This is a genomic window from Nocardia donostiensis (assembly GCF_002081715.1).
GTDB classification, from domain to species: Bacteria; Actinomycetota; Actinomycetes; order Mycobacteriales; family Mycobacteriaceae; genus Nocardia; species Nocardia donostiensis.
Genome location: NZ_MUKP01000052.1, coordinates 1 through 13,666, shown reverse-complemented (window position 1 = coordinate 13,666; position 13,666 = coordinate 1). Strand labels below are relative to the sequence as shown.

Below are 13,666 nucleotides of genomic sequence, written 5' to 3'. Positions count from 1 at the left end.
ACGTATGCCGATGTAGGTGAGTCGTTGTACGCCCGGACGCGACGGCGGCCATCTGGTGCAGTGCCCGGACCGGGGCGCCGCACCAGATGGCCGCTGGATCGATCGCCGCCAACCCGACAAGCGACCGATCCGAGAACGCACGACCGGCGATCGGTGGGTGGACCACCGATCGCCGGTCGTGCCTATGGATTTGTCATCGCGAGAGCATGTTGCGCAGATCGGTGATGGTGGCGCGGCGTTCGTAGGCGATCCAGGCGAAGATCGCAGCGAGCACCAGCGGGAAGATCCCCATCGAGGGCTTGTCGGCGATGAAAGCCTGCGTCCCGGCGGCGAGCACGGTCAGCACGGACAGCCCCGCAGCAGCCAGGGCGGACAGTCGTGGCACCATCAGGCCGATACCGCCCGCGACCTCGACGACTCCGATGAAGATGAGCAGCCCGAAAGGGATGGCCAGATTCTCGGAGGCGTTGTCCGTCAGGGTGTTCGGGATCACCAGCTTCGGCCCGCCGGAGGCGATGATGAAGAACAGGCCGAGCAGGATCTGCAAGGCCCACAGGACGCGGTTGCGGATCTTGCCAGGACGATCGGTGACATCAGCGGAGAAGTTGGCGGAGGGGTTGGCGGTGGTCATTTCTGGTCCTTCTGGTCAGTCGCGCCGGGTTGGTAGCGCGTTCAACAGATAGGACGGGGCACCCTCCGAGAACTCATCGCTGTCCGCGAAGTTTTTTCGGAACCGCTGTTCAACCACCGGTTTGGTTGTCCTGGCCCGAGGCAAGACCGTCAGTCAACGAGCTTCGACCAGCATTCGTGGGCGGATCGAACGCTGGACGTGTTACGCCATGCGGACAGCAGGGTGAGAGGAATGCGGGAGACGGGTCACCGCGGCCAGCTCGCCAGGAATCAGCAGTACCTTGCGGAGTGGAGCCAACGCACTCCAGGGCCGACCCCAGTAGCGGGCACTGGAGGGAACACCAACTGCCCGCCGGGGCGGTAACGGTCTGCGTTCGCGAGTATCTCGCGAACGTTCATCGATGAGACACCCCGAGGGCGTCGGAATCCGGATCGGATCGGTCGTGCGGTCGGCGAGTTTCGGATGAGGGCTTGACCTTGCCCCAAGGGTAGGGTTCGAGCATGGTGGCATGAACGAGATAGCGCAACAATTGACGGATTTCGACGCGGCCGAAGCCGAGAAGCTGGGCCTGCCGGGTGTCGCCGTCGGGGTGTTGACCGGCGGTCGAGAAGATTTCGCGTGCCACGGGGTGACGAGTGTGGACAATCCGCTTCCGGTGGACCGGGACACGATGTTCGTGGTCGGGTCCGTCAGCAAGACGTTCACCGCTACCGCGTTGATGCGGCTGGTCGCCGAGGGGCGAGTGGAGCTGGAGGCGCCGGTGCGGCGGTATGTCCCCGAATTCGCCCCCACCGACTGCACCGGATGCGGGAACACACCGCAGAACTGCGCGGCAGCACCCCGGGTGACGCAGCCCGCGCCGCCCACTTGGTCGTCGACGACCAGCCCCACCTGTTCCATGACACCGTCGCCGTGTCATTGCTCGGCACGCAGGCCGAGGAGCTGATCGGCTACCACCGCCAATTCGGCGAGCACCCCATTCTCTCCGGCACCCGCACCCAGGTCGTGTGACGAACGGTCTTGACGCCCTCCTGACCGCGGCGGCCAACTGCTCGAGCGGCCGTGATACCGGTGGCGCCGACGCCCCCACTCGATGACGCGAACATCCCGTAATGCGGGACCGCACGGTAGGTCAGCGATCCCGGGAGGGGATTTCTCTTTGGTTCGAATCCTTTCTCGGGCGGAGACACTCTTATGGTTGTGTCAATCGAACCGAGAAGGACCGCACTCGGCATCTGTGCAGCCCTATACCCAGCGCAATCACCGGCCACCGCATCGGACCGTCGGGGAGGTGGGTGGCATGGAACGTGGGTGGGCCGGTGAACAGCTCGTGGAAGCGGCCCAGCGTGGTGACCGGGAGGCGATCTCCGCGATCGTGTACGGGGCCCGTCCGCATGTGCGGCGCTTCGCGCAACACTTGTGCGCCTCCCCCGACGACGCCGAAGACGCCGCGCAAGAGGCTTTGATCATCCTGTATCGCAAGATCGGGACTCTGCGCGCCACAACAGCCCTCGCATCGTGGATGTTCCGCATCGTTCGCAACGAATGTCTGCGCCGCGCTCGGTACCTGCTCGACCGCGGGCAGCAGACCGCCGCCGCTACCGACGTCGTCGCCTCCGCCGAGGACGAAGTCTTACGCCGGCTCGACGCCGACCAGCTCACACAGACGATCGCTGCGCTGCCCGATCTTCAGCGCCGAGTTCTGATCATGCGCGATGTGCTCGGCTATCCCGGGCGTGTGACAGCCGATGCGCTCGGCTTGAGCACTGCGGCAATGAAATCGCAGTTGCACCGCGCACGCGCCGCAATCCGGCACAGCCTCAGCCACAACCCGTAGCCTCCACCGCCGCCGGGCACGGCAGCGTCCCTGCGGCCGTCCATCGCAAGCACAACTACCGTCCTCCTGAATCGAAGGGAAGTCCCGCCATGCTCACACCCGGAACCCTCGCGCCGGAAATGGAATTCGAAGACACCGACGGGCAGGTTCGGCGTCTGTCCGACTACCGCAGCGTGCACAGCGCACTGCTGTATTTCATGCGGTCGACGTCGTGCCCGATCTGCAACCGGCATGTTCGTGATCTCGTCGCGCGCCGAAACGAGTTCGACACCGACAACATCGGTGTCCTCATCGTGGTGCCCGAGGGGCGCGACGCCGGCTCGGCGTGGAAGACCGAACACGGCATCCCGTTCCCCGTTCTGGTCGGCTCGACCGGCACCCCGCACGAGTCGGTCGGCCTGACCCGCAAAGTCTTCGGCTCGATGCAGCAGTCCGGCACCATCCTCGTCGACCCCGATGGCATCATCCGCCACGCCCACGGCGCCACCCTGCCTACCAACAGCTACGACAAGAAAGGCATTATCGCGGCCATCCACTCCATGCGTAGCCGCACAAGCCCGTGACGCACAGCCGGGATCGGTAAGCCCGGTAGCCGGAATCCCCGGGGTCGGTGAGGTTTGCGAGGTAAGTCCAGGGATGATGCTGGACATGTCGAGCATGCGTAGCCGGGTTCCCACGAGCTGGGTCGCCGTCTTCATCACCGTTGCGTTGTCGGGGCTGCTCGTCAGCTGCGGTGGGGATGGTGAGCAGTCGCCTCGTCCGGCGAAGATCGCCTTCGCCGACGACTGGCAGTCGGTTTTCGTGATGAATCCCGATGGCACCGGGGTCACCCGGATTGCCGACGGCGGCGATCCGAGTTTTGCCGCCGATGGTTCGAAGATCGTGGTCGGTGGTCGTTCGATCTCGGCAATGGATCCAGATGGCAGCAATATCGTGAAACTCGCTGATGGCGGCTACCAGCCCACGTTTTCCCCCGACGGCACCCGGATCGCTTTCGTTCGCGGCGGCGTCATCTACGTGATGAATGCCGACGGCAGCCAGCTGAAGCAACTCACCACCCCCGGCCCCACTTCCGGCCGCGACCTGACCTCGTCGCACCATCCCGCGTTCTCGCCGGATGGTGCGACGATCGTGTTCACCAGAGCCGACACGATCTGGACGATGGCCTCCGACGGAACCGGCCAACGGCAGCTGCTGACGGATGGGTATTTCAATTCCGAGGCGGTCTTCACCCCGGACGGAGCCGGGATCGTGTTCACCAGCAACCGGGGCGGGAAGGACCGGTCGGAAATCTACATGATGGACCTCGACGGCGAACACGTCCGACCACTCACCGACGACCACACAGGGCACCCGTCGTTCACCTCGGACGACACGATCCTCTTCACCCGTTTCACCCGTGATCCAGCGACATCGGATAACGGGGTCGAGATTTGGGAGATGAACAGCGACGGCAGCAACCCGCACCGTCTCACCGATCCACAACAAACTGCGCAACACCCCAGTTGGGGCGGAGAAACCGTTCCCTGACCACGTAGCGGCCTTTCCGGCGCCGCAGTATCGCAGCTCAATAGACTCACTACCGCTCGCCCCGGTATCGATTCATCGATACCGGTCGCCACGACGGCACATCAACGAACCGTATGCCGAATAGTCGTTCAGGCCGACATGACCGCCTCGATCGCTCGCACCAGTGCGGGCGCCTGCTGGTTGAGGTAGAAGTGTCCGCCGGGATAGGTCGTCAGTTCGAAAGCGCCGGTGGTGTGCAGGTTCCAAGCTTGGGCTTCCTCGGTGGGGACCCGTGGGTCTTGGAGGCCGAGATGGGCGTGGATCGGTGCGCCCACCACCACGTCCTCAGGGCAGCGGTAGGTTTCGGCGGCCTTGTAGTCGGCGCGGATCGCGGGCAGTACGGCGCGCAGCATGTCGTCGTCGTCGAGTACTCGGGTGTCGGAGCCGTCGAGGCGGCGGATCTCCGCGATCAGGCCCGCATCGTCCAACCGGTGCACCCCCTCGTCACGCACCCGCGAGGGGGCTCGGCGACCGGACACGAACAGGGCTGCGGGCGCTGTACCGTCGGCTTCGAGGCGGCGCGCCACCTCGAAGGCGACCGAGGCGCCCATACTGTGCCCGAACAGGTACAGCGGCCGGTTCAGCCACGGTTTCAGCTCAGCGGCAACGAGGTCGGCGAGCTCGGTGACGCTGTCCACACAGGGCTCCAGGCGGCGTTCCTGGCGTCCGGGATATTGGATGGCGAGCACCTCGTGGGTCGGCCCGATCATGCGCGACACCGGATGGAAGTAGGTGGCGGCGCCGCCGGCGTGCGGCAGACACACCAGACGTGCCGCCGGGTCGGGACGGGGATGGTATCGGCGCACCCAGTCACTGGTCGGTGAGGCAGTGCCGCCGGTCTGCTGGGCAGGGCTCATTGTGTCTCCTTTCGCCGCAGCCATCGTTCGATGGCCTCGGCAGCCTTTCCGGCGTCGTCGCCGCACAGGGAGAAGTGGTCGGTCGCCACCACATCGAGGGTTTGCGCGGAGGACCACGGCTGGGCCAGCACCGGTGTGGGCTCGTTCGCACCGGGTGCGGTCGTCTGGAACACCGGGGTCGAGCACTGGACGAACAATGTGTCCGTTTCCGCCGCGCCGCCCTGGACCTGTGGTACCAGATCCAGCCAGGTGAGCATCCCGGTGAGGCTGGTGCTGGTGAAATCACCGACTGTCGCCGCCATATCGAAAACCTTCGCTACGAGTGCGTCGAACACCGGGTCCGCGGTATCGATCAGGAAGCTGTCCAGCAGGATCAGGCTGTCGAGCCGTGACCCCGGCAACCGTTTCGCAACCGCGGCCGCCAAGGTGCCGCCGGAGGAATGGCCGATGAGGACGAACGGCTCGTCTCCTACCAGCTCCAGCACCGTCTCGGTGAGCAAGGTGAGCGCGGCATCCGCATCGGATGGGAGCGGCTCGCCGGTGCCGAACCCGGACAGCGGCACCGCCGAAATACGGTGCTCCGGCCCGAGCTCGGCCACGATCCGGGCGTAGTGGTCGGCGCGGCCGGTGAACAGGGGCGCGCAGATGAACACCAGATGCGGGCCGTGCTCGCCGTCGGTGAGCCGGACTCCGGCCGGTGTGCCCGATCGTTCGCCGGTGCGCTCGAACACCGGGCGCAGCCGGGCCGCGGCGCGTAGCAGCTCACATCCTTGCATCACCTGCCCGGCGGTCAGCGCGTGCCGGAACAATTCGGCGATCTCGGTGTCACCGGTCTCGGTCTTCGTCGTGAGTCGTCCACGCAGATAGCGGGCGAGAGGAGCTGGGCCGGGATGTTCGAAGATCGCCAGCGGCGACAGCTGCACACCGGTGGCGGCGGTCAGGGCGTTGCGCAGCTCCATCGCGGTCAGCGAATCGAAACCGGCGCTGGTGAAGTCGGAACCGACGTCGGCGGCGTCGGTATGGCCGAGTACGGCAGCCGCGTGCCGAACGATCAACTGTTGCAGCATCCGTTCCTGCCCCGCCTCGTCCAGGCCGGTCAGTTCCGCGCGCAGTTGGTCCGGATTGTCGGCCACCGTCGCCGGTTGTGTGGCGGCGGGCGCCAGCTCCCGCAGCGCGGGCACCATCTCGGCGAGCGCTGCCAGCTTGGACCGGTGCAGCCGCACGGCGAGTACCGCGGCCAGGTCTTGGCGCATGGCGGCGTCGAACAGCGCCATGCCCTGGTCGACGGTCAACGGTACGACGCCGGCGCGGCTCATCCGCGCCGCATCGGCCCCGGCGAGGTGCGCGGTCATCTCACTGGTCGATTCCCACCAGCCCCAGGCGATAGACGTGGCGGGCAGTCCCCGCGCACGCCGGTATGTGGCAAGACCATCCAAGAATGCATTCGCCGCCGCGTAATTGCCCTGACCTGGAGCACCGAAAACCCCTGCAGCTGAAGAGAACATCACAAAAAACGCCAGATCCCGACCTCGAGTCAACTCGTGCAGGTACCACGCCGCATCCGCCTTCGCCGCCAACACCGCCTCCAACCGGGCAGGCGTCAACGCCGACACCACGCCGTCATCGAGCAGCATCGCCGCGTGTATCACTCCTTTCAGCGGGCGGTCCTCGGGAATCGTAGCCAGCAACTCCTCCAGCGCCACGCGATCGCCGACATCGCAGGCGGCGACCCGCACCGACGCGCCGTGGCTCGTCAGCTCATCGACCAATCGGTCGGTGCCCGCGGCCGCGCCGCCGCGGCGACTGACCAGCAGCAGCGACCGGGCCCCGTGGCACCGCACGAGGTGGCGGGCCACTTCCGCACCCAACCGTCCGGTACCACCGGTGACCAGTACCGTACCCGACGACAGCCCCGGCACCTCCGACGCGGAAACCGAAATGTGCGGAACCCGGGTCACCCGCGCCACATGCAGTACGCCGCCCCGCACAGCCAGGTGCGGCTCCCGCCCCGCCACTGCCGCGGCGGCGATCTCCTCGATAACCCCGAGATCCCCGGGGGTACCAGGAGCGCCGAAAGCCCCGGAACCACCGACGCCCCCGGGAGCGCTGTCCAGGTCCACGGCGACAATGCGGCCGGGGTCCTCGGACTGGGCCGAACGCACCAGTCCCCACGTCGCCGCACCTGCCAGGTCGGTGACTGCTTCACCGGAGACCGAGACGGCGCCGCGGGTGAGTATCAACAGCGTCGCCGACGCGAATCGCGGGTCCGTACCGAATCGCTGCAGCGCCGAGAGCACCTCCGCGGTGAGGCTGTGGGTGTCGGCGACCGGCTCGGTGCCACGGGCGCGGCAGTCCAACACGACGACATCGGCATGGCATTCGGTGTCGACGACGGCGCTCTGCCAGTTCGTGTACGCGACACGGCCCGAGAGCCGCCGAGACGGTGCCGTACGCCAGGTGAGAGTGTGCAGCGGAATCGTTTGTACCGACGTTTGCCGTACGGCGTCGCCCCGGACCGGCCGCAGCGTCAGCGACCCGATCGAGGCGACGGGGCAGCCGGCCTGGTCGCGGATGTGCAGCGCTACCGCGCTGTCCCGGCCTGTGGTGGTGATCCAGGCGCGCAGCGTTGTCGCTTCGGCCCGATATACCCGCACCTCCTCCCAGGCGAAAGGCAGAACCGGATCGGCAGCGAACCCGGTATCGGCAACGGCGGCCGCCATCGCATGCAGCACCGCATCCAGCGCCGCTGGGTGCACTCGGTATCCGTCGGCTCCTGCCGCGCAGTCCGGCAGCACGACCTCGGCGAACAGGTCCTCGCCGCGCCGCCACACCGCCCGCAGCCCTTGGAACCGCGGACCGTACCCGTATCCCGCTTCGGCCATCCGGTCGTACAGGTCGACCACCGGCACCGGCACCGCACCCACCGGCGGCCATGCCTGTTGCGCATCAGCCTGCTCCACCGCCACCCCGAACTCAGTACCCGGCTCAACCATAGATGTGGCCAACCCGGCGGTCGCCGAGTTCGGAATGGGTACCTCCATCTCGAGTTCGGCTGTCGGCATGGCCAACCCAGCTGTCGCTGTGTCGCGTCGGCGCGCTGCGGTGTGCGAGGCGACCGTAACGGTGCCGTGCTCGCTCGCATGGTCGGGTATGAGCCGACCTTCGGCATGGAGTGCCTGTTCGTCGCCGGACTGCGAGTAGATGGACACCGACCGGGCGCCGGTCTCGTCGGCGGCCGCGACGATCACCTGGATCCGTGGGCCTGTCCCGGCGGACACCAGCAGGGGTGTGAGCAGGGTCAGTTCCCGCACTGCCGGGGTTCCGGCGCGGGCGCCTGCGCACAGGGCCAGGTCGAGGAATCCTGTTCCAGGGAACAGGGCGGCACCGGCGAAGGCGTGGTCGGCCAGCCACGGATGCCGGTGTAGTGACAGCTGGCCGGTCAAAATCAACCGTCCGGTCTCCGGGTCAGCTACCAGCGAGGTCAGCAGGGGATGACCGGTTGGCGACAAACCTGCCGCGGAGATGTCTGTACTCATCGGCACCGTGTCGAGCCAGTAGCGGCGGCGCTGGAACGCGTACGTGGGCAGCGGTACTCGCCGGGCATCGGTTCCGGTGTAGAGCGACGACCAGTCCACCGGTGCGCCTGCGACGTACAGTCGGGCCGCCGACTCCAGCAACCGGTCCAGGGTTCCCTGATCGCGGTGCAGGCTGTCGGCCACCAGCGGCGCGAGGCCGTCGGCGGTACCGGTTTCCGCGAGGGTGTTGTCGATATGGGGTGTGAGCACCGGGTGCGGGCCGGTTTCCACGAACACATCGAACCCGTCCGCACGCAGCGCTCGCACCGCCGGCTCGAACAGCACCGGGTTGCGGCAATTGCGGAACCAGTACGTCGCGGTCATCTCCGTTCCCGCGAGCACACCGCCGGTGACAGTCGAGTACACCGGGATATCGCCGTTCCGCGGCGCTATCGAGGACAACCGCTGAATGAGCTGTTCCCGCACTCGATCCACTACGGGCGCATGCGAGGCGACCGTGGTGACGACCACGCGTGCGCGCACCCCGGCGGAAGTCAGTGCCGTCACCAGACGAGCGAGTTCGTCGGCGGGCCCGGACACCGACACCGCCGCGGGCCCGTTCACCGCTGCCAGCGACAGTGCGGGAAACCTGGTGAGGTACTGCTCGATCTCGGCGGCAGGCAAGGCGACGGCCGCGATCGCCCCCGAGTCGGCCAGCTCGTCGGCGAAGAGCCGGGATCGGATCGCGACCAGGCGCATCGCCTCGGCCGGTGTCAGCACTCCGGCCACGCACGCTGCGGCGATTTCGCCTTGGGAATGTCCCACCACGGCGTCCGGGCGTACCCCCAACGTCTCCCATACCCGCGCCACGCCCACCATCACCGCGCACAGCACGGGCTGCACCACTTCGATGCGCGCCAGCAGCGGACCGGCCTGCTCCGGCGGTGCCGCCAGGACCTCGCGCAGCGACCAGTCCACCCACGGCGCCAGCCCCGCCTCGCATTCGGCGATCGTCGCAGCGAACACCGGCGATGCGGCGAGCAGTTCCCGGCCCATCCCGGCCCATTCGCCGCCTTGACCGGGGAACACGAACACCGTCTTCGAGCGTGCTGCGACCGCGCCCGCCAGCACACCCGCTGTCGGCGTCCCGGTTGCCAGTCCGTGCAAGCCGCTCAGCAGTTCTGTACGGGTTCGGCCGAGTACCACCGCACGGTGGTCGAAACGAGCCCGTCCGGTCAGCAACGACCAACCAATGTCCGCGGGGTCGGTCTCCGGCCGATCCCGTACGAACTCCTCCAACCTGCCGGCTTGAGCAGCGAGCGCGTCCCGGCTGCGTGCTGAGACGATCCATGCCAGCGGCACTTTCACTGATTCACCGGCCGGTTGGTCTGCCGCTTCGCTGGCCGTTTGATCTATCGACCCACCGATCGATGGGTTCGACAGCTCGCCTCCCAACGGGCTCGACAGCACACTTATCGGTGGGCTCGCCGGTTCGGTCAGGCCGGTGGCCGTCGCCGGTGCCTCCTCGAGAATGACGTGGGCGTTGGTCCCGCTGATCCCGAAGGAGGACACCCCGGCCCGGCGCGGGCGGCCGTTCGCCGACCACGGTCGTTGCTCGGTGAGCAACCGCACCGCGCCCCCGCCCCAGTCCACCTGCCGGGTGGGCTGGTCCACGTGCAGGGTGCGGGGCAGGGTTTCGTGCCGCAGCGCCAGCACCATTTTGATGACACCGGCCACTCCGGCCGCCGCCTGCGCGTGCCCGATGTTGGATTTGATCGATCCCAGCCACAGCGGCCGGTCCGCGGCCCGGTCCTGCCCGTAGGTGGCCAGTAGGGCGCCGGCCTCGATGGGGTCGCCGAGCACGGTGCCGGTGCCGTGGGCTTCGACCGCGTCGATGGTGTCCGGCTCCAGTCCGGCGTCTGCGAGGGCGCGGCGGATCACCCGCTGCTGTGAAGGACCGTTCGGCGCGCTCAACCCGTTCGATGCCCCGTCCTGATTCACCGCAGACCCCCGCACTACTGCCAGCACCTCATGGTCGAGTTCTCGCGCCCGCGTGAGCGGCTCGACCACCAGCACACCCACCCCCTCGGCGAAACCGGTACCGTCGGCGGAGTCGGCGAAGGCTTTGCAGCGGCCGTCGGGCGCGAGCCCGCCCTGCCGGGAGAACTCTGCGAACGCGGCCGGGGTTGCGGTGACGGCGACCCCGCCGACCAGCGCCGCGCGACACTCCCCCGTCCGCAGCGACCGTACCGCCTGGTGCAGCGCCACCAACGACGACGAGCACGCCGTGTCCACCGACACCGCGGGCCCTTCGAGGCCGAGCACATAGGCGACCCGCCCGGAGACCACGCTCGGCAGCATGCCGGTGAGCCGGTAACCGGCGATATCGGTATCGGTACTGGTGGCTGCGCCGTAGGCCTGACTGGTCACGCCGACGAACACACCGGTATCGCTGCCCCGCAGCGTCAGCGGGTCGATTCCCGCGTGTTCGAGTGCTTCCCAGACGGTTTCCAGCAGCAGCCGCTGCTGTGGGTCCATGGCCAGCGCTTCGCGGGGGCTGATGCCGAAGAATCCGGCATCGAAATCGGCGGCGTCGTCGAGGAAACCGCCCGCACGAACGAAGGATGCGTCCGTGGCGGTGTCGAGGTCCCAGCCGCGGTCGGTGGGGAACGGTCCGATGGCGTCGCGGCCGTCGAGCAGCATCCGCCACAGCGCGTCAGGGGCCGCGCCGCCCGGGAAACGGCAGCCGATGCCGACGATCGCGATCGGCTCCGCGGTGGAGACGGGGATTGCGGGTGCGTCCTCCGCGTGTTTGCTGCCGGTGAGTAGCCGGTGGATCTCGACCGCCACCGCTCGCGGCGTGGGGTGGTCGAACACGAGTGTGCTGGGCAAGGTGAGGCCGGTGATGGTGTGCAACCGGTTTCGTGCCTCCACAGCGCTGACGGAGTCGAACCCCAGGTCTTGGAAGGTGCGGTCGGGGTCGACGGCGGTGGGCGTCGGGTGGCCGAGGACGACGGCGAGTTGTCTGCGCACCGCGGTCAGCACGGTGGTGAGCTGTTCTGCCTCGTCCTGCCCGGCCAGTCTGCGCGCCAGCGTCGGTTCGCCGGGTTCGGCCACGTCGCCGAACGACTGGACGCTGAACGGCGCAGCGGCGGTCGGGGCGGGCGCGGTGGAGCCGCTGGAGCCGGGTGCCGGTGTCAGCCAGTAGTGCTCGTGCTGGAAGGGGTAGGTGGGCAGCCGGACCCGGCGGGTGTGCGCGTCGTACAGCGTGGACCAGCCCACTTCGACACCGGCCGTGTCGAGCCGGGCCGCCGATTCCAGGAGACGCCCGAGACCGCCGTCACCGCGCCGCAGGGACCCCACCACGACCGCCGGGGGTTCGAGCGTCCGTGCGGGAGCTGGTGTATCGGCCGGTTCGAGGAGTGCCTCGATCCCGGGGGTGAGCACCGGGTGCGGGCTCGTTTCGACGAAGACGGTGTGCCCGGTCTCGTGCAGTGCGCGGATGGTGTCGGCGAACCGGACGGGGCTGCGCAGGTTGCGGTACCAGTAGTCGGCGTCGAGTGTCTCGGTGTCGACGGCGGTGCCGGTGACGGTCGAGTAGAAGGCGATTTCGGTGCGGCGCGGGGTGATCCCGCGCAATGCTGTCAGCAGCGGGTCGCGCAGCCGATCGACCTGAGCGGAGTGTGAGGCGTAGTCGACGGGTACGCGGGTGGCGCGGACGTCTGCAGCGGCGCATTCGCTCAGGAAGGTCTGCACGGCTGTGGTGGTGCCGGAAACCACGACCGATGCGGGTCCGTTGACCGCGGCAATGCTCAACTCGTCGCCGAAAGCGCCCAGCCGTGCCGTCACCTGCTTCGGGGGCAGCGTCACCGAGGCCATCGCGCCCGTGCCTGCCAGTTCGTCGGCGATCACCCGGCTGCGGTCGACGACGATTCGGGCGGCGTCGGCCAGTGTCAACGCTCCCGCCACATGAGCGGCGGCGATCTCGCCTTGGGAATGTCCGGCCACGGCGTCCGGCTCGACTCCGAGCGAGCGCCACCAGCGGGCAAGCCCGATCATGACCGCGAACAGTGCGGGCTGTACGACGTCCACCCGCTGCAGTAGCGCGGCAGCTGCCGATCCGGCAGGGTCCGGGTGGGTGTCGTCGGCAGCGCGCAGTACGTCGCGGAGCGACCAATCCACCAGCGGTGTGAGAACTTCGGCGCATTCCTCGATGGCTTGGTCGAATATCGGGGCACTGTCCAGTAGTTCGCGTCCCATCCCGATCCATTGCGCCCCTTGGCCGGAGAATACGAACGCGATGCGCCCGGTGCCGCGGGCGGTGCCTTCCACCACGCCGGGTAGCGCGATCTCCTCGCCGAGACCGGCGCTGTCGCGGTAGGCGGTCGATCGTGTCAGCAGCTGGTCCCGATCGGTACCGATGACGACGGCGCGGTGTTCGAACCGAGCGCGGCGGGCCAAGGCCCGACCCACCTCGTTCGCGGTCAGGTCGGGGTGTCCGGCTACGAAATCGGTGAGCCGGGTGAGCTGGGCGAACAGGCTGGTGCGGGTGCGTGCCGATATCACCCACGCGGTGGCGCCCGCCGGGGTGTCCGGTACCGGCGGCTGCGCGGGCTGGTCAGGGGCGGGTGCTTCTTCGAGGATGACGTGAGCATTGGTGCCGCTGATCCCGAACGACGACACACCGGCTCGTCGAGGGCGTTCCGCGGTGCGCGGCCATGGTTGTTGCTCGGTGAGCAGTCGTACTGTGCCTGCCGACCAGTCCACGTGTGGAGTCGGTGCATCCACGTGCAGGGTGCGTGGCAGTACCTCATGCCGCATGGCTTGCACCATCTTGATCACCCCAGCCACCCCGGCCGCAGCCTGAGTATGACCGATATTGGATTTGATCGACCCCAACCACAGTGGATTCTCAGCAGAACGATCCTGCCCATAGGTGGCGATCAACGCCTGCGCCTCGATCGGATCACCCAACACCGTCCCGGTCCCATGCGCCTCCACCACATCCACATCCCCCGCCCCCACACCAGCACTCGCCAACGCCCGACCGATCACCCGCTGCTGCGACGGACCATTCGGCGCGGTGAGCCCATTCGACGCCCCGTCCTGATTCACCGCGGTCCCCCGCACCACCGCCAACACCTCATGCCCCAATTCCCGCGCCCGAGACAACGGCTCGACCACCAACACCCCCACCCCCTCAGCCAACCCGATCCCATCCGCACCATCCGAAAACGGCTTACACCGCCCATCCCGC

General features: G+C 67.9%; 8 protein-coding genes and 1 pseudogene. 5 read left to right on the top strand and 4 right to left on the bottom strand.

Going from position 1 to position 13,666, the window contains the following annotated elements:
* Positions 1 to 193: 193 nt before the first annotated feature.
* Positions 194 to 631, bottom strand: a complete 438-nt coding sequence (locus B0T44_RS23265; RefSeq protein WP_077121764.1) for a DoxX family protein — start codon at positions 629 to 631, stop codon at positions 194 to 196.
* Between the two features lie 394 nt (positions 632 to 1,025).
* Positions 1,026 to 1,256: a hypothetical protein gene (locus tag B0T44_RS28315; protein ID WP_254854257.1), complete on the bottom strand. Its 231-nt coding sequence runs from the start codon at positions 1,254 to 1,256 to the stop codon at positions 1,026 to 1,028.
* Between B0T44_RS28315 and B0T44_RS28310 the strand changes: the two are divergent.
* From B0T44_RS28310 to B0T44_RS23245, 5 genes and pseudogenes are all read left to right on the top strand, one after another.
* Positions 1,221 to 1,361, top strand: a pseudogene (locus B0T44_RS28310) (serine hydrolase); the annotation flags it as partial. The gene B0T44_RS28315 and the pseudogene B0T44_RS28310 overlap by 36 nt on opposite strands.
* A gap of 74 nt (positions 1,362 to 1,435) precedes the next feature.
* On the top strand, positions 1,436 to 1,642 hold the full coding sequence (locus B0T44_RS28305; protein WP_254854256.1) for a hypothetical protein: 207 nt from the start codon (positions 1,436 to 1,438) through the stop codon (positions 1,640 to 1,642).
* Between the two features lie 289 nt (positions 1,643 to 1,931).
* Positions 1,932 to 2,468, top strand: coding sequence for an RNA polymerase sigma factor (locus B0T44_RS23255; protein WP_077121788.1), 537 nt, complete (start codon positions 1,932 to 1,934; stop codon positions 2,466 to 2,468).
* Between the two features lie 89 nt (positions 2,469 to 2,557).
* On the top strand, positions 2,558 to 3,031 hold the full coding sequence (locus B0T44_RS23250; protein WP_077121762.1) for a peroxiredoxin family protein: 474 nt from the start codon (positions 2,558 to 2,560) through the stop codon (positions 3,029 to 3,031).
* 85 nt (positions 3,032 to 3,116) lie between these two features.
* Positions 3,117 to 3,998, top strand: coding sequence for a TolB family protein (locus tag B0T44_RS23245; RefSeq protein ID WP_175648156.1), 882 nt, complete (start codon positions 3,117 to 3,119; stop codon positions 3,996 to 3,998).
* Positions 3,999 to 4,126: 128 nt separating this feature from the next.
* Here the strand turns inward: B0T44_RS23245 and B0T44_RS23240 are convergent, their stop codons facing one another.
* Together B0T44_RS23240 and B0T44_RS28745 are read right to left on the bottom strand one after the other, a co-directional pair.
* Entirely contained in the window at positions 4,127 to 4,894 is a 768-nt protein-coding gene (locus B0T44_RS23240; RefSeq protein WP_077121758.1) for a thioesterase II family protein, read from the bottom strand.
* Positions 4,891 to 13,666: type I polyketide synthase (locus B0T44_RS28745; protein WP_139348033.1), on the bottom strand; the 8,776-nt coding region annotated here is incomplete at its 5' end. The genes B0T44_RS28745 and B0T44_RS23240, both read right to left, overlap by 4 nt.

Coding starts and splice junctions, on each gene's coding strand:
- B0T44_RS23265 (WP_077121764.1), bottom strand. CDS start 631: ATGACCACCGCCAACCCCTCCGCCAACTTCTCCGCTGATGTCACCGAT.
- B0T44_RS28305 (WP_254854256.1), top strand. CDS start 1,436: ATGCGGGAACACACCGCAGAACTGCGCGGCAGCACCCCGGGTGACGCA.
- B0T44_RS23255 (WP_077121788.1), top strand. CDS start 1,932: ATGGAACGTGGGTGGGCCGGTGAACAGCTCGTGGAAGCGGCCCAGCGT.
- B0T44_RS23250 (WP_077121762.1), top strand. CDS start 2,558: ATGCTCACACCCGGAACCCTCGCGCCGGAAATGGAATTCGAAGACACC.
- B0T44_RS23245 (WP_175648156.1), top strand. CDS start 3,117: ATGTCGAGCATGCGTAGCCGGGTTCCCACGAGCTGGGTCGCCGTCTTC.
- B0T44_RS23240 (WP_077121758.1), bottom strand. CDS start 4,894: ATGAGCCCTGCCCAGCAGACCGGCGGCACTGCCTCACCGACCAGTGAC.